We start from the raw sequence: 20511 nt of genomic DNA, 5'->3' as shown, positions 1-20511 counted from the left end.
GTCAGTGCTCCTCACTGCCGAGATAGACTTCGCGCACCCGGGCGTTGGCTTCGATCTGGTCGATCGAGCCCGTCGCGAGATGGGCGCCCATGTGCATGACCGTGACCACATCCGCGATCTCGCGGACGAAGGCCATGTCGTGTTCGACGACGACCAGGGTCTTGGTCTTCTTCAGCTCGTTGAACATGCGGGATGTCTTGTCGATTTCCTGCTCGGTCATGCCGGCCGCCGGTTCGTCCATCAGCAGGATCTGCGGGTCCTGCATCAGGACCATGCCGATCTCCAGCCACTGGGTCTCGCCGTGGGACAGCGTGCCCGCCTCGATGGCGAGACGCTGGGTGAGGCCGACCTGGGTCGCCACCTCGTCCAGCTTCCGCTCCATGCCCGGATCGCGGAAACGGAACATGTTCTTGAACGGGCTGGTCTGCCGGCTGTAGGCGACTTCGAGGTTCTGACGCACGGTCAGATCCTTGAACACCGCCGGCACCTGGAACTTCCGGCCGATGCCCCGGCGCGCGATCTCGTGCTCGTCGAGACCGGTGATGTCATTGTCGTTCAGCAGGATCCTGCCCGAGGACGGCTTCTGCCGGCCCGTGATCATGTCCATCGTCGTCGTCTTGCCGGCACCATTCGGGCCAAGCAGACAGCACAGCGTGAGTTCGACCACATCGAGGCTGAAGTCGTTCAGAACGACCGTGCCGCTGTAATCCTTGGACAGGTTGTGGATCTCGAGGATACCCATCGTCTCGCCCTCCCTCAGCCCTGAACCTTGGCGCCGGCAACCGGCCCCGGCGCGGCTTCGCGCTCGGTCGCGGGCTTGGCCACCAGAAGACCGAGACCGCTTTCCAGAAGACCCGCCAGGCCCTTGGGCAGGAAGCGGACCACGAAGATGAAGAAGCCGCCGAGAATGAGCAGCCAGGTGGCGAGGAATTCGTCACCCAGATAGCTCTGGCCGCCCTGGATCATGAAGGCGCCGATGATGGATCCCAGCAGCGACATGCGCCCGCCGATCCCGGCCCAGATGACCATGGAGATGCTGAACGACACATCGAGCTGCGCCGGCGAGACATATTGCACGGCAACCACCCAGCAGCAGCCGGCGATGGCGGCGATGAAGCCGGACACGGCATAGATCACCGTCTCGTAGTAGGAGACGCTGTAGCCGAGGAAGCGCACCCGCTCTGAATCCGCGCGCACCGCCTGAACGATCAGACCGAATTTCGACGTGGTGATCAGCTTGATGATCAACGTCATGGCAGCCAGCAGGAACAGCACCATCCAGTAGATGAAGCCGCTGTAGGGGTCGATCTCGAAGCCGCCGATGGTCAGGGGCGCCGGCGGGCTGATGCCGTTGACGCCATTGGTGAAGGGCTGGCTGTCGAGGATGATCGTGTACCAGGCCGAGAGCATCGCTAGCGACATGATGGCGAAGAAGGGACCGGAAACCCGCGCCCGGAACATGATGGTGCCGAAGATCACGCAGAACAGGGTCGGCACGGCGAGGGCGATGAAAATGCCCCAGCCCGTGTGCCAGAACGGCTCCCACATCAGGGGCAGCTGTTCGAGGCTGTTGTTCAGCATGAAGGGCGGCATCGGGCTGGTTTCGGGATCCTGGCTCTGCATCTGCATCGTCATGGCCATGCCATAGGCGCCGAGGCCGAAGGCAATGCCCTGACCGAGATTGAGGATGCCGCCGAAGCCCCAGCACAGCGAGATCGACAGCGCCAGCATGCCAAAGACGCCATAAGTGGCGAACTGGTTCATCATGAAGGCGTCGTCGCTGAGCACGGGAACGAACGCCAGAGCCCCGAAGAACAGGACATAGACGACCCATTGGGCGGTCTTGTTATGGTAGGGATTGCTCTTGAACATGGTGCGTACTCCTCGTCCGTCAACGGGTCAGCGTCGTGCCTTCGTGATCGCGAACAGGCCCTGGGGCTTGTAACGAAGCAGGATCACGATGAGGACGAAGAGCAGGAAGCGGGCGAAAGTATCCGAGGTGAAATAGGCGAAGATCGACTGCAGTTCGCCCGTGCCGGCACCGGCCGCGACGCTGCCGACCAGCGAACCGCCACCGACGACGACCACCAGGAAGGCCTGGACGACATAGGACGTGCCCATGGTGGGCAGCACGATGTTCAGCACCCCGAAGAGCGAGCCGGCGACACCGGCGAGGCCGGCGCCCAGCGCGAAGGTCATCATGTAGACCCGGCCGGAATTGATGCCGAAGGCGGCCGCCATTTCCTTGTTCTGGGTGACGGCACGCACCTGCATCCCGAAGCGGGTGCGATAGAACAGATACCATATCATGGCGACCAGCAGGGCGGTGATCAGCAGCACGACGATGCGGAAGAGCGAGATCGAGAAGAAGCCGATCTCGACGCTTTCCTGAAACATCTGCGGCACGGCGATATATTTCGGGTCCGACCCGAAGATCAGCCGCACGCCCTGCATCAGCACCAGCGACACGCCCCAGGTGGCGAGCAGCGTATCGAGCGGCCGATTGTAGAGATAGCGTATCAACCCTCGTTCCATGATCAGGCCGACCAGGCCGACGATGACGAAGGACGCCGGAATGCACAGGAAGAACGGCACGCCGAAATAGGCCTGAAGCATGTAGGACGAATAGGCCCCGAGCATCAGGAATTCGCCATGCGCCATGTTGATGACGCCGGCCGTGCCATAGATGATGGTAAGACCGAGTGCAGCGATCAACCAGATCGAACCGATCGAGATGCCCAGCAGCAGGGCACTCGCAAAAGCACTCAAGTCGAAATTTCCGAACAGACTGTCCACGTTGCGCCTCCGCCGGCAAAATCAATGACACACACGCGACCCATTTCGCATGTATCACCCTGCCCGCTGCCTCCCGGTCGGGCGGCACGGCCCTCATGGAGCCGTGCCTTGTCGTTGTCGTTCAGATGACGTTGGTGCGCAGCTTGCCGTCCGGCGCCATCAGGCCCTTGGCGGTGCATTTGCCAAGGTCGGGATAGATCGAGTACGGATCCGGCGCCACATGTTCGGCGGCCTGCTTCACGATCTTGAAGCTGCCGTCGGCCTGGCACTGACCGATCTTCGGCACCAGCCAGGTGTTGAAGTTCTCGGGATCGATCCAGGTCAGGCCTTCGGGCGAGACTTCGTCCGGCACCTTGATGCCGGCGCTGGCGTCGCGCAGCTTCGCGGAAGTGACGTCCTCGATGCCATGGTCCGCGATGGCCTTCTCGAGGCCATACTTGAAGACATAGGCCGAGGTATAGGTCTCTTCCATGTTGTAGTGCGTGGTGCCGTTCTTGCCGTATTTGCTGCCGAGGAATTTCTCGACGAACTTCGCGTTGGTCGGATTGTCCAGGCCCTGGAAATAGGGCGCCGACAGGAAGTGACCGGCGCCATATTCGACACCCATCGCCTTGGTCTCGATCTCACCGGTGGTGAGCGAGGCGATCGGCATTTTTTCGACCTTGAAGCCTTCCTGCTTGAACTGCTTGTGGAAGGCGATGTCGGACGCGCCGACCACGGTCGAGAAGATGAAGTCCGGGTTGGCCTGCTTGATCTTGTTCAGCACGGGGGTGAATTCCGACGAGCCGAGCGGAATATATTCCTCGCCCAGCAGTTCGCCGCCCGCCTGCTCCAGCCACACCTTGGCGTTCTTGTTCGACTCCTTCGGCCAGACATAGTCCGAGCCGACGAAGAAGACCTTCTTGCCGAAGTTCTGGACCATGAAGGGGATCAGGTCCTTGGAATGCTGGTTGGCCAGCGGGCCGGTGCAGATGGTGTTCTGCGTGCATTCCGCGCCTTCGTAACAGGTCGGATAATAAAGCAGGCTCTTGTGCTGCATCACCGCCGGCAGCACCGCCTTGCGGCTGGCCGAGGTGTAACAGCCGAAGGTCGCGATCACCTTGTGACGAAGGATCAGCTCCTTCATCTTTTCGGAATAGACGTTGAAGTCGGACTTCGCGTCGATGATCACGGGTTCGATCGGCGAGCCATTGATGCCGCCGGCCGCGTTGATCTCGTCGATGGCATATTGCATCGCGAGGGTCGAATCCTCTTCCGGCACGGCCAGCGAACCGGTGAGCGAGAACAGGATGCCGATCTTGATCGGCTCGCCCTTCTTCAGGGTGGCACCCCAGGCTTCCCGGGTGACCGGCACCCAGAGATGCGGCGCCGCGATCGCGGCGGCGGCCACGGCCGTCTTCTTCAGAAACCCACGACGTGAAATCTTCATAGCCCGCCTCCTTGCATGTCCATCGCCTGCCTGAGCCCCCGGTAGGAAACCTGATGGTTACAATCCTGCCAGCGACGCCCGGACAACATTTAGTGAGAAGTCTTCAGTATCGTCAAGAAATATATTTTCTTATTAGTCAATTTAGTTTCCTGACCGGAATTTTGCAAAGACATCCCCGCGCGCAGGCAAATAGATCGCCCACGGTTATATTTTTCGTTTTCTTCGAGACCAGGGACATCATTGGCCCTGAAACATCCGGTGCTCAGACAGGGCGCCGAAGCGCCGCCCGCTTAGACCTTGCGCAGCGAATATTCCCAACTGTCGCTGTTCATCAGCGTGCGAGCCCGCATGAACTTCCAGATGCCGTATTTGTAGTAGTCGAAATCGATCGACGAAATGCGTCGCTGCACCATCGACCAGGTGGCCCACTTGATGTCGGCCAGTGCCTTGTGCAGATGGATGCGAGCCGAAATCTCCGGCGTTACCTGACCGAAATAATCCTCGATGATCTCCGCCTCGGTATCCGGGTCGAAGAACATCTCGCCGAACCACATGGCGATCTCGTAGGCGCGATCGTTGTTCGAGGCATATTCGAAATCGATCAGCATGACTTCGCCCGTGCCGTCGACCATGAAGTTGGCGGCGATCGTGTCGTTCATGCAGGGCACCAGATCGATCCCGGCGGCTGTGATCGCCGCCTTCGCTCGGTCGCACTGCAGGCGAAGCCAGGCGTGATCGAGGGGACGCCGGGCGCCCAGTTCCGCCGACTGCGCCTCATGTTCGTCGATCATGTCGAAGACGGTCTTGGTCAGACCGAGGCGCGGCTGATCGTTGAAGGCCCGCAGGGCCGTCGTCGCGTTGCGCCGCATGTGGGGTTGCAGGAAATCATCGTTGGACGACGACCGCCAGCCGTCGACATAGCCGAGGATTTCAACCCCGCTGTCCTCGATGAAGCCGACCACCGGCGGACCATAGCCCGAGGCCGCGGCGGCCAGGCTGGCGTCATGCGCGGCGCGGCGATCGACGAAGATCTCGGTGCCGGGGCCCGGGATCTTGACGAAGTAATCCTGGGTATTGCCTTCGACCCGGACCCGCCAGTTGGCGTTGGAAATGCCGCCCGATACCACACGGTAGGACAGCGTCCTTCCCTGCCACGCCGCGACCTTGGCGATTTCCCGCTCCAGCGCCCGCGCGGCCTGTGTCGCCCCCTGACCATATGCCGTGAAGGAGGTGCTCATGGTCAGACCCTCCTCAGCCAGGCTTCGAAGCGGGCATCCGACAGGGACTGGCGCAGGCGCAGCAAGCGCCACTGGCCATATTTGAAGAACTCGATGCCCTGACCGCGGTGAAGCGCGGCATTCCACAGGCCCCACAAGCCCCAATACATGTCGTCGGCCATGGCATAGAGCCGGACGCGGGCATATTCGGCGGGGTGACAGCGGCCCGCCCACAGCTCGAGCGCGGCCTGCCATTCTTCCTCGAACTGGAAGAGTTCATTGAGGACGACGGCGACATCGAGCCAGGGATCGCCCATGCCGGCCCGATCGAAATCGACCAGCAACACCCCGCCGTCCCTGCACCGCAGCACATTCGATGCCGCGCCATCAGCGCGGACCGGCACCGCATCGCTGCCGGCGGCGGCCATCGCAATACCGATCAAGTCGACACATTGGCCAAGCCAGACGGCATCATGGGGAAGATTGGCCCCAGCCCCGGCCGCGAGAGCGCGCAGCGCGGCGATATCGGCGAAAATATCGCGCCGGACAGAAAGCGTCCCCGCCGCGTGAAATGCCTTCATGGCGCCAAGCAGGGGCGACAGGCGCTCGTCGATCAGATCGTCGATACAGGACCAATGCCAGTCCGCTTCATCCAGCGCCTCGAACACCAGCAGCCCCCGATCGGCGTCCGCCGCCAGAAGACGGGGCGCGATACCGATGGCGCCGGCCAGGGCCGAAGCCTCGGCGACGGCCGCGACATCGATCACGGCCCCCTGCCCGGCACGCAGCTTCTTCACGAAGCAGGGTCCCGAAGCGGTTTCGAGACGCTGGCCATCCCAGTCGGTCGCGAGCCGGAGGGGCGAGGCGACGGGCCGCGTGTCCGGCACGCCAAGGCGCGCCGCCAGATCCGCGATCATCCAGCCGCCGAGCGCCGTCATGCCGCCGCTCCCTCGTCTTCCCGCGCCGCGCCGGCCAGGCACATGCGCCCGATCACCCCGGCCATCACGTCGAGACCCGCCTCCAGGTCCTCGGGCGAGGTATATTCCCCCTCGTTATGGGCGATGCCGCCCGCGCTCGGGACGAAGAGGAGCACCGTCGGCGTTACCTGCGACAGGGAAATGGCGTCATGGCCGGAAACCGTGTCGACATCGGCCGAAGCAAGCCCGACCCCCGCCGCGACCTCATGCGCGAGATCGCCAAGGGCGGGATCCAGCCCGGCTGGTGCCCGCAGGCTGCGATCCTCGATCTCGAAGCTCGTGCCCGTCATCGCGGCGAAGCGGTTCAGGCTCGCCGCGAAACGCCGCTCCGCCCTGTCGAGAACCTCGGGCTGGCGCGATCTGAATTCGACATAGGCGGTCACGTCGGACGGCACGACATTGGCCGAATTGGGATAGACGTGAAGCCGGCCAACCGAACTGTGCATCACACCGGCAGGCTCGTCATCGGCGATCGCCCGAACTTCGGCGATCACATGGGCAGCCGCCAGCAGGGCGTCGCGCCGATCCTTCATCGGGGTGGGGCCGGTGTGGGCCTGATCGCCCTTCAGCTTGACCCGCAATTTCAGGGCGGCCCAGGTGCCGCGCACCACGCCAATCCGCGTGCCCGAGGATTCCAGGCCACGCCCCTGTTCGACATGAACCTCGGCATAGCCGGCCACGTCGAGATCGAGGCCCCGGGTTCCCTTGAAGCCGATCCGGCTCAGGGCTTCGCCCAGACTGATACCGGCTTCATCGCGAACGGCGAGGGCATCCTCGGCGTCCAAGGCACCGATGAAGACGCTGCTGCCGAGCAGGCTCGGCACGAAGCGGGCGCCTTCCTCGTTGGTCCAGTTCACCATGGCCAGATTGAAGGCCGGCGTGATCCCTGCCCTTGCCACCGCATGGGCCACGGCCTGCTGCGCCAGCGCGGCGCAAACCACACCGTAAGCGCCGTCATAGCGTCCGCCCGTGGGCTGGCTGTCGAGATGGGAGCCGCAGAGCACCACCGGTGCCCCTTTCCGCCATTCGATCACGCCGAAGACATTGCCCACCGGGTCCACCCGAACATCCACGCCCCGCGCCGCCAGCCAGTCGCACAGGACCTGCCGCGCCGCGCCGTCTTCCGCGCTGGCCGACAGCCGGTGCAGGCCGCCGCGCGCCGTGGCGCCCGGACGGTTGATCTCGTCGAACAGGCGGTGCAGCTCGGCCTTGTCCTCGGGCCGGGGACGGAACATCGGCAGGGGCGCCTCAGCAGACGACATCTGTCCGCGCCTCCCTGAACGCCGCCGCGTAATCGGCGGACAAGGGTTCGTTGGTGATCAGGGTCGTCACGGCGGCGAAATCCAGCGTGCGCACGAAGGCGCGGCGGCCGAATTTGCTTTCATCGGCGAGGATCACGGAGCGTTCGGCCCGGCCGACCAGCACGCGGCGAAGCTGCGCCTCCTCTTCCTCGTAATCCATGAAGCCCTGGGCCAGGTTCACCGCGCCGATGCCCATGAAGGCGATGTCGTAACAGAAGGCGCCGGCCCAGCCGATCGCATCGGCGCCGATCACCGCGTTGTCCTTGGCCCGCACGGTGCCGGGCGCGATCATCACCCGGTTGTTGCCCCGGCGCGCCACGGCCAGCGCGACATCGAGCGAATTGGTGATGACATTGAGGCCGCGCTGCTCCGCCACCCGCTGGGCCAGGGCATTGGCGGTCGTGCCGGTATCGATGAAGATCGACATGCCCTCGCGCAGCAGCGCCACCGCCAGCGCGGCGATGCGCTGTTTCTCGCGGGGGTTCACCCGGCCGCGGACATCGATGGGCTGTTCCTCGTTCCGGCGCGGCACCACGGCGCCGCCATGGATGCGGCGCAGCCGGCCTTCGCCCTCCAGCGCTTTCAGATCGCGGCGGATGGTCTCATCGGTAACCTGCAGCGTTGCCGCAAGTTCCGCCACCCGGACCTGACCATTCCGTTCGAGCCTAGCCATGATCTCGTCCAGCCTGTGCTGCCCCAACATGCGAAACAGTGCCCCCGATCAATCCGCCCGGCCCTCGCCGGATCGTGAAAGCCGCGGAGAGACCAAACGCCATAATGTTGTATTTGTTGTTTTTATGCATCCGCCCGGCACGCCGCCGTTCCGATGCCACCGTCCCGCGCGCGAGAGCGCCACTTCCGCGCGCCTCGCCCGCATTTCCCGGTGTTTCCGTTGCAGTCGTGCTGCAACCCATCCCTGGGCACCAGTTTGGAATCACAACAGCCTGAGTCAACAGAAATTTGGGATTTGTTGCTTTTTCGCGCTTCATTTCCGCCCCCTCAGCGCCGCAGCCGGGCATAGATCTGCATCATGCGATCGGGCAGCGCGCGCAGATTGCGGACGGAGACATGACCATGGCGCCCGAAGATGCGATCGAAGGCCTGTTCGGCCCCGGATTCGAGACCGATGGCATAGGTGGCGATGCCCCGCCCCGCCAATTCGCGCACCGCCTGGCGCGCATCCTCGGTCAGATAGCGGCGATCATGGATATCGATGTCCGACGGCTCGCCATCGGTGACGACGAGGAGGAGCCCCCTGAAACTCCGCTGGTCGCCAAGGTGACGGCCGGCGTGCCGGATGGCCGCGCCCAGGCGGGTGGACAATCCACCTTCAAGTCCCGCGAGACGGGAGAGAAAATCCCCCTGGGCCGATTCCGCGAAATCCTTGACCACCGCATAGCGAACATCACCCCGCCCGTTCGACTGGAAGGCATGGACGGCGACGGGATCGCCCATGGCCTCGAGCGCGAGGCCCAGCATGGCGGCGCCGCGCCTGATGGCGTCCAGCACCGTGCCACTGCCGTCGGCCAGCGCATCGCGGGTCGATTGTGAAATATCGAGGAGCAGCAGGACGGAAAGATCGCGCCGCCGCGTCGCGATCCTGATGTGAACCGCGGGGTCCGGGGCGCGGCGCTGGCGCAAGGCCGCCAGCGCATCGATGCAGGCGTCGAGATCGAGGCCATCGCCTTCGAGCCGGCGGCGCAGGCGCTCGGGCCGGCCAATAGCGTTGCTCGAGACAAGCGAGCGCAACTGGCGCGAAATGGCCGCGTCGGCCTCGAGGCTTTCGGCGAAGCCGGCGCCATCGCCGGCCCGCGGAAGGCTTTCGCGGAGCGTGACCCAATCCGACCGCATCCGCTCGATCACATGATCCCATTCGGGATAGAGGGTGAGACGGCCACCATCCCCGGCCTCGTCATCGCCGCGCAGGGCGACGGACAAGGTCTCGCTCGCCGGCGCCAGCGCGCCGTCGTCGGAGGGATCGCGCTGGCCATCGTCCGTTTCCTGCCGGTCCTGCTTGACGGATTCGGCGGATATGTCGGCATCGTCGGGCGGCGTATCCGGCAGGGGGAAATCCCACAGTCCCTGATGATCGTCGCGATAAGGCGGCTCGACCACATAGGCGCGCGGATCGAAGCGCACCCGCATCTGCCCGAGGTCGTTACCGAGAAGATTACCGATCTCCCGGCTGATCGCCGCATCCTCCAGCCGGTCCCGCGCCGCTTCGAACAGCCTCACGCCCTTGGCCACCCAGGGATCGCCATCGACATAGGCGGGATCGGCCAGGGCACGGGCGAGCCGCGCCATCAGGCCCGCCGCATCGGCCACCGCCGCCGGGCCAGCGATATGAAGCGGCCGCCACAGCCGGGCGAGGCCAGGCCATTCGCGGATCGCCAGGGCCTCCACCCGGGCATCCTCGATCAGGGACACCAGCGCCACCTGAACCGGCTTCAACCCGCCAACCTGGAAGCGTCCGGGAGAAAAGGCGCGGTGCGCGGCGACATGGGCGAACAGGGCCAGCCAGCTACGCTCCTGAACCCCTTCCGCCATGGCGCCGAAACTGGCGGGCAGGTCGATCGTGTCGCCGTCGAAGCCGGCGCGGCGGCGGCGGCCGGCGGCATCCGCCGTCCGCAGTTTCAGGCCACGGCCGAATATCGCCCTGGCATAGGCCTTCAACCGGCGCTCTCGCCGGGTCTTGCCCCCCGACCTGTCATCGGGGCCATGCCGGGCGGTCGCCTTGGTCATGGCCAGACGCAGGCCTCCAGGCTTTCGCCCAGCGCCGCGCGAATCTCGGCATCGTCCGTCAGGGGAACCAGCAGCGCCATGCGCACGGCGGCCGCGCGCGGCGCCCCCCGCGCGATCAGGCGGCCGGCGTGGATCAGCATCCGCGTGGACGCCCCCTCCTCCAGCCCGTGACCACGAAGATTACGGGAACAGACGCCCATGCGCACCAGCTGGATCGCCGTCGCCGCATCGACGCCGGCTTCCCGGGCGACGACCTCGGCTTCCACCGCCGGCACCGGATAGTCGAATTCCAGTGCGGCGAAGCGCTGCTTGGTCGATTCCTTCAGGTCCTTGACCACGCTCTGGTAGCCGGGGTTGTAGGAAATGACGAGCTGGAAATCCGGGTGGGCCTGAACCAGCTCGTTCCGCTTCTCCAGTGGCAGGACGCGGCGCTCGTCGGTCAGCGGATGGATGACCACCGTCGTGTCCTGACGCGCCTCGACCACTTCGTCGAGGTAACAGATCGCGCCATGACGGGCGGCGATCGTCAGCGGCCCGTCATGCCAGACCGTGCCCGCCGCATCGAGGAGATAGCGCCCGACGAGATCGGACGCCGTCATGTCCTCGTGGCAGGCGACGGTGACCAGCGGCCGGCCAAGCCGCCAGGCCATGTGCTCGATGAAGCGCGTCTTGCCGCAGCCGGTGGGGCCTTTCAGCATCACCGGCATCCGGGCGGCATGGGCCGCCTCGAACATCTCCACCTCGTCACCGACGGCGCGGTAATAGGGTTCTGAGCCGAGCCTGTAACCGTCGAGCGGCATGGTGTCCCGCGGCCTCAGCGATGGGCCACGGTCTTGGCGTTCGGAATGCCGTCGATCGGGCATTCGTCGACGCCAACCGTGGTGCGGGTGAAGGATTCGACCTTCTCCCGGGTGCCATCGGGATCGGTCACCCAGTTGCGATAGAATTCAAAGGGGCATTCCGCCACGCCCTTGTCGCCCTCGCGGGAATTGATCAGGCCGGTGTAACCACGGTGGACCAGCTTGAACAGATGGTTCTGGCTCTGGCCGGTGCGGCGCGCGTCGCGGATCAGCGAGGTCGAGAGCTGGGCATACTGGATGCCATAATCCTCGGTCCCGCATTGCCCGAGGGTACGGCCATCGAAGCCGACCAGGGCGGAATGGCCGAAGTAGGAATAGACGCCGTCGAAGCCGGTGGCATTGGCCACGGCGACATAGCAGTTGTTGGCCCAGGCCATCGCCTTCGCCATCACCACCTGCTGTTCGGCGGCCGGATACATGTAACCCTGGCAGCGCACGATCAGTTCGGCGCCGCGCATGGCGCAGTCGCGCCAGATCTCGGGGTAATTGCCATCGTCGCAGATGATCAGGCTGACCTTCAGGCCCTTCGGCCCTTCCGAGACATAGGTGCAATTGCCGGGATACCAGCCCTCGACCGGAACCCAGGGCATGATCTTGCGATACTTCTGCACGATCTCGCCCTGATCGTTCATCAGGATCAGGGTGTTGTAGGGCGCCTTGTTGGGATGTTCCTCGTGCTGTTCACCCGTGAGGGAAAACACGCCCCAGACCTTGTTGCGGCGACAGGCGGCGGCGAAGATCTCGGTCTCGTCGCCCGGAATGGTCGAGGCCGTTTCGTACATTTCCTTGGCGTCATACATGATGCCGTGGGTGCTGTACTCGGGGAAGATCACCAGATCCATGCCGGGCAGGCCGACCTTCATGCCATCGATCATCCTGGCGATATTGCCGGCGTTCTCCAGCACTTCGGCCCTGGTGTGCAGCCGGGGCATCTTGTAGTTGACGACCGCGACACCGACCGTGTCGTTGCTGCTGCAAATATCGCCGTGAAACATCGCCGCCTCCGTATGATCTGGACCGGCGGGCCAACCCGCTCGGCTCTGGACAAAGACTTCCCCTCGGCGCCGGACAGGGCCCGCGCCGTACTTCCCGCCATCTGCCGTCCCCGGGGGGACGTATCGGAAACAAAAAAGCCCGCCGGCTCCCGCATGGGGATCCGAACGGGCGTCATCGCCGCCACCGCCCCGGCATCATTGCAGGAGCAGGTTGAAACAAAAAAAGCCTTCCGCCCCCAGAAGGGGCCGAAGGCTTCCATGCCTTGTCAGGGGACGCACAACATTGGGCTCCTGACGTGGGAAAAGTCTAATCCTCTTTCGCGTCGCCGTTCAAGAGCTCAAATGCATTAATGATCGCGACCGCGATGTCTTCCATCGTCGTGCGCTTCGCCATCGCCTGATCGCGCAGACGCTTGTAGGCGTCATCCTCGCTCAGGTTCTGGGTCTGCATCAGGATCGACTTGGCGCGGCCGATCTTGCGCATTCCGTTCAGCTTGCGGTCCAGCTTCTGCACCCGCTGCTCGGCCTCCACCTCGCGACGCCAGATGTCACGGCCGAGGGCGAGATTGGTCAGAAGGCCGAAGGGGCGCACCGGCTTCTCGATGACGGCATGGGCCCCGCTGTCCAGCACCATCTGGAGGGTCGTCGGATTCTCGTAATCGACCACGGCGACGATGGTGACCGGCTGGTTGCGCAGGCTGCGCAGCAGGCGCTCGATCGCCGGCCGGTGTTCATGGGCGAACACGACCATGAGCACGTCGACATCGCCGGACAGTTTGGCCGGCGGCGGCCACAGCGCCTCGACCGGACAGCCGATGCGATGCAGATGCTGCACCAGGCCATGCCCCTCCTCGTCGGGCGCGTGCACCACCACGACGGAGAGGTCACGGAGCCCCTTGATCAACGGATTGGCCAAGGCGAATGCTCCCCTCAACCCACACGAACGAAGGTGACGCCCGTATCCCAGCTGCTTGTATTTGACGACACGAAATAGGGATCGGGTTTAACCGGCCGTGTCGCGTCGAGCACGATCCGGAACCGCCCCGACGCCTCGATGCGCGCGACCCTTGGCCAGATATAGGTGTGATTATTCTCGGGATCGACCCGAACCGCGCCTTGCGGCGCGTCGAAATCCCGCCCGACCAGATAGCTGCGGAAGATTTCCGGGTCGTCCGACCCCGCCTCGGCCATGGCCCGTGCCAGCATGTGCATCTGGAAATAGGCGGCCTCCGCCGTCGCCGGCACCGGCGCATCGGCACCATGCATGTCCTTGTAGGCGGCGACGAAGCGGCGCGCGGCCGGCCGGTCCATCACCTCGAAGAAGGTCGCGGCCGTGATGTGGCCCTCGGCCGCCTCGCTGCCCATGGCGACCACCTCGTTCTCGCCCGTGGTCAGGCTGGCGATCGGCATTCTGGCGGGATCGAGCCCGGCGGCGCGATAGGCCTGATAGAGATGCGTGGTCTGGTCCCCGACGACGGTCGAGAAGATGACATCGGGCTGCTGCTTCACGATATCCGCGACAACCGCATCGAAATCCGCGCGCGATGAATTGAGATTCAGATAGCGCTCCTCCAGCACCTTGCCCCGGCACACGCGGACATAATCGGTCATGACCCGGTTCTGCTCGTAGGCATAGACATAGTTGGAGCCGATCAGATAGAAGCGCGCCCCGAAATTCTCGAGAAGATAGCGGGCGAGCGGGATCGTGTTCTGGTTGGGCACGGCGCCGGTGCAGATGCAATTCGGCGAATATTCGAAGCCTTCGTAAAGAATGGGATAGAGCAGCAGGCCCCGCCGCTTTTCAACGACGGGCACGATCGCCTTCCGCGTCGTCGACATGTAGCAGCCGACGATGGTCCGGATGCCGTCCTTATCCATCAAGGTCTCGGCGAGGCGCTTGAACATCTTCGGGTCCGAGCAGGGGTCATAGGCGACGGCCTCGATCGGGCGGCCGCGCACCCCGCCGGCTTCATTGATCTCCTTGATGGCGAGGAGAGTACCCTTCAATTCGGTGGTCTCGACGTCGGCGGTGACCCCTGTCCTCGAAAACAACGCACCGATCCGCAAGGGATCCCCGCTCGGCCACCTGTCCACCATCACCCCACCTCACACATAAAAAAAGCCCTGCCCGGAAAATCCGGCCAGAGCTGCATTGCTCGATACCCCGAGAACATTGTTGGTCGAAGGGCAGGCATCCAGAATAAAGAATTGTTCCGCAGGATGCGCGCATTTTCGACCGCGACGCTCGTTTTCCTGTCACCGGTCATGGCCTTCCGGCCAACGGCACCCGGACAAGACAGAGATTCAGCATGGTTCCGGCCACCCCATGACGCCCCCGGATCCGGATCAGCCCAGGATCGGGAAACCCGCGCGGGAAGGCGCAAAGCGAGCATAGCGGTAGTCTAAAGTTGCAGAAAGCAGGAAAATCGCAGCCCTTGGCAGCGCCGGTGACCCTGTTCAAAAAGCCACGCCTTCGGGCACCGCGACCGATCGCGGTGCCCTTCCGTCGTCAGATCGCCTTGAACAGCGGACTGCGCACCTGCTGGGCGTCGGCGGCCGAAAGGAATTTCTCGGTATAGACGTCGCGCTCGAACAGGCGGCCTTTCATCAGCGTGCCGATACAGGCTTCGATCATCAGCGGCGGACCGCAGAGATAGGCCTTGTGACCGCGGAAATCATTGTCGAAATGCGCTCTGGCCGCATCATGCACGAAGCCCCGGAAACCGGCCCAGTCACTGCCCGCGGGTTCGTCCGACAGGGTGGGGACATAGGTGAAATTGGGGTGTTTCGCCGCCAGTTCGAGGAATTCCTGATGATCGTAAAGCTCGCCCCGGTGACGCTGGCCGTAGACGAGGGTGATCGGCAGCGAGCAATCTTCCGCCAGCAGGTCGAGGATCATCGAACGCGGGCTGGACAGGCCCGAGCCGCCGGCCATGAAGATCATCGGCACCCGCGCCGATTTCCGCACGAAGAAACGGCCGTAAGGCCCGGAGAAACGGATACGGTCCCCCGCTTTCAGCGTCTCGTGGACATAGGTGGTGCCCCGCCCGCCCGGAACGATGCGGATGTTCAGTTCGACCTCCGCCGCCCCCGGGGGCGAGGCGACGGAGAAGGCCCGAGTGCCGATGCCGTCGGGCAGTTCGAGATTCACATATTGCCCCGCCTGAAAGACGAAGGACGCGGGATCGTCCAGACGGATCCACACGCCCTTGATGGTCGGGCTCAGATCGTCGACACGGGCGACCGTGCCGGCGAAATCCTTCACCGGCAGGTTCCGCGCGTCCGGGTCTTCCTCGATCTCGGCCTCGATCACGAGGTCGCTTTCCGGCCGGGCGCAGCAGGCGAGGCATTTGCCCTCGGCGCGCTCGAAATCCATCAGGGCGAAGCTCGAGGCTTCGCCGTAATCGACCTCGCCTTCCACCACGTCGATCTTGCAGGTGGCGCAAAGGCCATGGCAGCAGGCGTGAGGCAGATAGATGCCGGCGCGCAGCGCGGCATCGAGGATGGTCTGCCCCTCCTCGATCTCGATCGTGGTGCCGAGCGGCTGAATCGTCAGCTCGTAAGCCATGTCACGCCGCCGCCGTGATGCTGTTCAGCCCCGGCGTGCGGAACCGGATCTGTTCCTTGTGGCCGATGCCATTGGCGACGAGGCTCTGGTCGAATTCGGGGGTGAAGGGCTGATTGCCCTTCAGCCATTGGACCGCCGCCCAATCGATCGCGGCGGCGTCGGGATCGATCGACAGCAATTGGGCCAGCGGCCCTTCCACCAGTTCGCGAAAGCTCGTCTCCGGCGGCACGCAGATCAGGAACGACGCGGCGAACAGCAGGTGCCCGTCCCAGGCGGCATAGACGATCTGCTTGCCGTGGAAATTCTCCATCAGGTCGCGGGGCTTGAAGTCATAGGGTGCGCGGGCTGCGACGGTCATTTTCGTATCCTCCCGTTATATGCGGGGCGGCGGATCACGCCGCCCCCTGTCCGTCAGGTGTTGCTGGTGGCGAGGCCGCGCCAGCGATCGAAATTCAGCTGATCGCTGGAGCCCTGGTATTCGCCGTTGTCGAGACCATCGGTCAGATGCGCCCAGTCCATCCAGGCGGCGAGGTCGCCGTTCACCGGGTCCTGGAACAACTGCGGCATGGGCAGCCAGGCCTGGACGTATTTCTCGGGCTCGTCCTCGAAGATCTCCTGACAGCCATCGGAGCAGAAATGATAGATCTCGCCCTTGTGGGTGGTCTGGCGGTGGCACAGCACCGAGGCGTCGTCCGGCTCGGTGAAGACGCAGGGCAGTTGGCAGCACTGGCACAGTTTGGCGAGGCCGAAGTTCTTGAACGGCTTGCCCTCGGCCTCCGCGCGTTTGATGTAATCCCAGCGCGGCCGGTAGTATTTGTCGAAGGTGGTCGGATATTTCTGCGACAGCCAGTCCATGTCCTGGTCCGATGGGATCCAGCTGTGGAAGGCGGTGCCGAAGCGCCACTGGTAGAAGCCCAGCATGAACTGATGCGACATGTGATCGATCGCCTTGCCCGCGTCTTCCCAGCCCTTGGGCGGGCGAATGCCGTAGAAGGCCAGGTCCTTGAACAGCGCGCCGCCATTCTCGACACCATAGATTTCCCACGCCTCGCGCCAGGACATCACGCGCTTGGGCAGCATGTAATCCATCATGGTGCTGACGAGGCCAAGCACGCGGAAGCCGCGCCAGAACCACTTGTCGATCCACTTCTGCACGATCGGCAGATTGTCCGGGTCCTGCTCCAGCATGAACTTGATGCACTCGAGGCCAAGGGTCATGTGACGGGCTTCGTCCGACTGGGCGGAGAAGCCGAAGGTCACGGTCGCCATGTCGCCATTATAGGCGGCACCCGACATGAAGGGCACGAACAGGAGGTTGGTCAGGACATATTCGAACGAGAAGCCGATCGCGATCAGGAACTCGAAAGGTCCCGACGCCATCGAATCGTCGAAGAATGAGCGCGCGACCGAGGTGTACCAGATGCGGTCCCGGGTTTCGGCGAAGGCGTGGAAGCCGCTATAATACTTGTTGTAGTTCGACAGCGCGTGGATCTGAGTCTGGGCGTGGCGCATTTCGTCCAGCGCCTGCATCTGGCAGGCGACCTGGGTGCCGGCCCCGGCGAATTCCCGGCCGACCCGGGCGAAGCCCTTGTGCGCGGCGTATTCGCCCGGACTGATCGCCTGCAGGAAGATCTTCAGCGCCGAGAGATAGCGGCCATCGGTGATGTTGAGATGGCCGTTGTTCTGCGCGTGGGCATCGATGATGGCGTAGAACTTCCGCTCCTTCTCGCCCTGATATTTCCAGTAGGCGTCCATGGTCAGGCGGAACGGATCTTCCCACTTGTCCCAGTCGTGGATCTTGATGCCTTCGTAATCGAGATAGGGATAGATTTCCTTCTCGCTGCGATAGGTCGGCTGCCACGCCAGGTCGCGGGTGAGCAGACGGTATTTTTCCTTGATGCCCAGTTTCTTTTCGGGGGCCTTCATGTCCATGGCGGCGCTCCTTCTCAGCGATCCCAGTGCAGCGTCAGGGTCTCGTCGTCTTCGTCGACGTGACCGCTCAGCGTGATCAGGTTGATGTGGATTTCCTGGAGGTCGAAATCGCGCCCCAGGTTCTGTTCGATCGTATCCTTGCGGATGACGAGCTGCCCCGGCGCCGAGATGCGGACCATCGCCGGATCGCGGGTGACGACGGCCTTCGGATTGTCGGCCTCGATCGCCTCGATGATCGGCCTCGTTTCCTCGTTCGTCTGCAGGGCGATGAAGACTTGCGACATGGCGTTTTCCCCGATCACAGCTTGATACCGGTCTTGGCGAGGCGGGCGGCGAGATCGGCACGGCGTTCGTCCATCACCGCTTCCGCCTGATCGCCAAGGCCGAGGCGGGCGACCGGCAGCAGGGCGCGCGCCGCGCGCTCGCCCCAGCTCGCGATCCAGCCGGTCAGCACATCCTTGTTGGCGGCGGATTCCGCGGCGGCGGTCTTCACCACGGCGTCGACCCATTTGCGGGTCTCGTCGAACCAGTCGGACATGAACTGGGTGGCCAGCGCGATGGTCGAGCCGCCCTCGCTCGCCCAGGCGCCATCGACCATGTCACCATAGACAAGGGGATAGAGCAGGCCGTCGAGGGCGACATTCTGGGCGATGAACAGCTCGAAGGGGTCGCGGGTGACGAGGCAATCCTCGACATAGCGGCGCAGGTCCTGCCACGCCGGATCGCCGATCCAGGCTTCCTTGCCCTGTGTCAGGGCATCGAGGCCGCCCAGCATCAGGCCGATGCGCGAGAGATATTGCGCGATGCCCAGATTATCGAGCGCCTGATAGATGCTGGGCTGGGTGAAGGCCGCGCCATAGCCATAACCGCAGACGAAGGTATGGTTCTGGTTGGCGCCCCAGGCGACATGGCGCAGCGGCACCAGGACGGAAAGCGCCTTTTCCCGCAGATCGGGCGCGATCATGCCGGCGAGGCCCTTGCCCTCGATGAATTTGTAATTCGCCTCGACCGCGTCCTGCTGGCGGGCGCGGGTCAGCGTATAGGTATTGTAGAAGAACTGGCGCGGGTCCTTGAGATCATACCAGTCGCGCATCACGATCCGGGTGATGCCCTTGTCGTAGAGTTCCTGATCCGGCGCCCAGGTCGGACGATAGTGCAGGTTCTCCGCCGCCTGAATGTCGTAGGTGCCTTCCTGATAGCGCGATGCCGGCTTGTTGCCGAAGCGCCGGATCAGATGGTCGAAGGCCACGCGCTGCGGCTCGATGGTGACCGTCCGAAGATCGATCTGCATTGCTGTCTCCCTTGTCTTTCGTTACGGCGGCGGTCAGCGGAAGCGGATTTCCCGCGCGTCCGCGAGACGCCAGGCCCAGTCGTCCCGGGGCGGTTCCTCGCCATCATCGTCCGGCGGCAGGAACTGCACCTTGTTGGCGGCGCAGAACTCGTCGAACGCATCGGGCGGCAGCACGAGTTCGACGAAGAGTTCGGGCTCGCCCAGGGCGAATTCGAATTCGACGAAACCGTCCGGCCGCAGCGACCGCACCCGGACGAAGCGGCGATCGGTATCGATCGCCGTGGCGCCTCCGCCTGCCCCTTCCCGCTCCATGGCCCCGGCCCCGTTCAGGTCACGACCGTCAGGAACGTCTCGTGCAACTTGCCCTGCGGGTAATCGAGCCCATGGGCAAAGCCGTCGAACGTCCAGGTGATGGGATCGCTGTCGGGATAGGGTTCGTAGCCGCCGGCGAAGGTCTCGAAGCGGTTACCCGAGGGGTCCCAGGCATAGATCGTCTCGCCGCGGGTGACGCCGTGACGGGTCGGGCCGATGTCGATCGGTATCTTGTTCATGCCCATGATGTCGCCGGCACGCAGCACTCGCTCCCAGGTCGGCATGCGGAACGAGAGATGATGCAGCTTGCCCGGCTCGGGGTATTCGACGAAGGCGATGTCATGGGTCTTGTGCGAGCACGACATGAAGATGCCGATTTCCGGCTCGCCCGCTTCCTCGGGGCCCAGGATGCGTTCGACGAGGTTGAAACCGAGAACCTTGACGAACAATTCCTTGTTGCCGGCGACATTGGGCCCGTAAAGCAGGCAATGATCGAAGCGGGTGGGCGCCATGCCGCGATCCGCGTCGGGCGACCATGGCGGCGGATTGATCTTGGGCAGGCCGTTGCCGATCCGGGTCTTTTCGGCATAAAGCTCGAACAGATGACCCGTCGGCAGGCGGAAGCGCACGCGCTCGCCGGTTTCCAGAAGATCGCCGGCCGGCAGGCGTTCGGTCGGCAGGCCAAAGGCGCGCACATCCTTTTCCAGCCGGTCGAGGGTCGCGGCGTCCAGGACCTTGAAGCCGACGAAGTCGACACCGGCGGAATCGGAAGCCGAGAGGATCAGGCTGCTGTGATCATGCTCGTCCCAGCACTTGAAATAGACCCGACCCAGATGGTCCCGTCCGGTCTCGACCAGACCGAGGATGTCCCGGTAGAAATGCACGCTTTTCTCGAGGTCGAGAACCCTGAGCTGTGCGTGCCCAGGACGGAGAACGCCCGTCATCGCCATGTTATTCCTCCCGTTGCGATCTGCTTCTTGGCCAGCGGAACCCGGTTACTCCCGGACACCGCCACACCGTTACATCAGCACGAACCGTGCCAATCCGCCAAGCCATTGGAATCATTGAATTTACTATGCCGCAATGCGGTA

General features: G+C 63.9%; 20 protein-coding genes. All 20 read right to left on the bottom strand.

The window, feature by feature from the left end:
• Position 1: 1 nt before the first annotated feature.
• Positions 2-742: an urea ABC transporter ATP-binding protein UrtD gene (gene urtD, locus WAZ62_RS11915; protein WP_422643738.1), complete on the bottom strand. Its 741-nt coding sequence runs from the start codon at positions 740-742 to the stop codon at positions 2-4.
• Positions 743-756: 14 nt separating this feature from the next.
• A complete protein-coding gene (gene urtC / locus WAZ62_RS11910; RefSeq protein ID WP_422643737.1) occupies positions 757-1872 on the bottom strand; it encodes an urea ABC transporter permease subunit UrtC in 1116 nt (371 codons plus the stop codon).
• A 27-nt stretch (positions 1873-1899) separates the two neighbouring features.
• Positions 1900-2769 carry an urea ABC transporter permease subunit UrtB gene (gene urtB, locus WAZ62_RS11905; protein ID WP_422643736.1) on the bottom strand — a complete coding sequence of 290 codons (870 nt, stop codon included), beginning with the start codon at positions 2767-2769 and terminating at the stop codon, positions 1900-1902.
• Positions 2770-2917: 148 nt separating this feature from the next.
• Entirely contained in the window at positions 2918-4225 is a 1308-nt protein-coding gene (locus WAZ62_RS11900) for a transporter substrate-binding domain-containing protein (protein WP_422643735.1), read from the bottom strand.
• A 290-nt stretch (positions 4226-4515) separates the two neighbouring features.
• Positions 4516-5463, bottom strand: a complete 948-nt coding sequence (locus tag WAZ62_RS11895) for a phosphotransferase (RefSeq protein WP_422643734.1) — start codon at positions 5461-5463, stop codon at positions 4516-4518.
• Between the two features lie 2 nt (positions 5464-5465).
• Positions 5466-6380, bottom strand: a complete 915-nt coding sequence (locus WAZ62_RS11890; RefSeq protein WP_422643733.1) for a phosphotransferase — start codon at positions 6378-6380, stop codon at positions 5466-5468.
• Positions 6377-7681 (bottom strand): Zn-dependent hydrolase, encoded by a 1305-nt coding sequence (locus WAZ62_RS11885; protein ID WP_422643732.1) that lies wholly within the window; start codon positions 7679-7681, stop codon positions 6377-6379. Before WAZ62_RS11885 ends, WAZ62_RS11890 begins: the two co-directional genes overlap by 4 nt.
• Positions 7668-8423, bottom strand: coding sequence for a DeoR/GlpR family DNA-binding transcription regulator (locus WAZ62_RS11880; RefSeq protein ID WP_422643731.1), 756 nt, complete (start codon positions 8421-8423; stop codon positions 7668-7670). Before WAZ62_RS11880 ends, WAZ62_RS11885 begins: the two co-directional genes overlap by 14 nt.
• A 296-nt stretch (positions 8424-8719) precedes the next feature.
• On the bottom strand, positions 8720-10462 hold the full coding sequence (locus tag WAZ62_RS11875) for a nitric oxide reductase activation protein NorD (RefSeq protein ID WP_422643730.1): 1743 nt from the start codon (positions 10460-10462) through the stop codon (positions 8720-8722).
• Positions 10459-11262, bottom strand: coding sequence for a CbbQ/NirQ/NorQ/GpvN family protein (locus WAZ62_RS11870; RefSeq protein WP_422643729.1), 804 nt, complete (start codon positions 11260-11262; stop codon positions 10459-10461). The genes WAZ62_RS11875 and WAZ62_RS11870 overlap by 4 nt, the downstream gene beginning before the upstream one ends.
• A 14-nt stretch (positions 11263-11276) precedes the next feature.
• A complete protein-coding gene (locus tag WAZ62_RS11865; protein ID WP_422643728.1) occupies positions 11277-12317 on the bottom strand; it encodes an aliphatic amidase in 1041 nt (346 codons plus the stop codon).
• Positions 12318-12624: 307 nt separating this feature from the next.
• A complete protein-coding gene (locus WAZ62_RS11860; protein ID WP_422643727.1) occupies positions 12625-13233 on the bottom strand; it encodes an ANTAR domain-containing response regulator in 609 nt (202 codons plus the stop codon).
• A 14-nt stretch (positions 13234-13247) separates the two neighbouring features.
• A complete protein-coding gene (locus WAZ62_RS11855) occupies positions 13248-14414 on the bottom strand; it encodes a transporter substrate-binding domain-containing protein (protein WP_422643726.1) in 1167 nt (388 codons plus the stop codon).
• A 412-nt stretch (positions 14415-14826) separates the two neighbouring features.
• Entirely contained in the window at positions 14827-15885 is a 1059-nt protein-coding gene (locus tag WAZ62_RS11850; protein ID WP_422643725.1) for an NADH:ubiquinone reductase (Na(+)-transporting) subunit F, read from the bottom strand.
• A 1-nt stretch (position 15886) separates the two neighbouring features.
• Complete coding sequence (locus WAZ62_RS11845) at positions 15887-16243, bottom strand: phenol hydroxylase subunit P4 (protein WP_422643724.1); 357 nt, start codon at positions 16241-16243, stop codon at positions 15887-15889.
• A gap of 53 nt (positions 16244-16296) precedes the next feature.
• Positions 16297-17817, bottom strand: coding sequence for a YHS domain-containing protein (locus tag WAZ62_RS11840; RefSeq protein ID WP_422643723.1), 1521 nt, complete (start codon positions 17815-17817; stop codon positions 16297-16299).
• Positions 17818-17831: 14 nt separating this feature from the next.
• The gene (locus WAZ62_RS11835; protein WP_422643722.1) at positions 17832-18101 is read right to left on the bottom strand and encodes an MmoB/DmpM family protein; all 270 of its coding nucleotides are present in this window, start codon (positions 18099-18101) and stop codon (positions 17832-17834) included.
• Between the two features lie 14 nt (positions 18102-18115).
• The gene (locus WAZ62_RS11830) at positions 18116-19108 is read right to left on the bottom strand and encodes an aromatic/alkene monooxygenase hydroxylase subunit beta (protein ID WP_422643721.1); all 993 of its coding nucleotides are present in this window, start codon (positions 19106-19108) and stop codon (positions 18116-18118) included.
• A 33-nt stretch (positions 19109-19141) separates the two neighbouring features.
• Complete coding sequence (locus WAZ62_RS11825) at positions 19142-19420, bottom strand: phenol hydroxylase subunit (RefSeq protein ID WP_422643720.1); 279 nt, start codon at positions 19418-19420, stop codon at positions 19142-19144.
• A 14-nt stretch (positions 19421-19434) separates the two neighbouring features.
• Entirely contained in the window at positions 19435-20364 is a 930-nt protein-coding gene (locus WAZ62_RS11820) for a catechol 2,3-dioxygenase (protein WP_422643806.1), read from the bottom strand.
• Positions 20365-20511: the final 147 nt, after the last annotated feature.

It is taken from the genome of Zavarzinia sp. (genome assembly GCF_049306435.1).
Taxonomy (GTDB): domain Bacteria; phylum Pseudomonadota; class Alphaproteobacteria; order Zavarziniales; family Zavarziniaceae; genus Zavarzinia.
The sequence above is the reverse complement of the archived record's forward strand: the minus strand, read 5'-3'. Positions and strand labels throughout refer to the sequence as shown.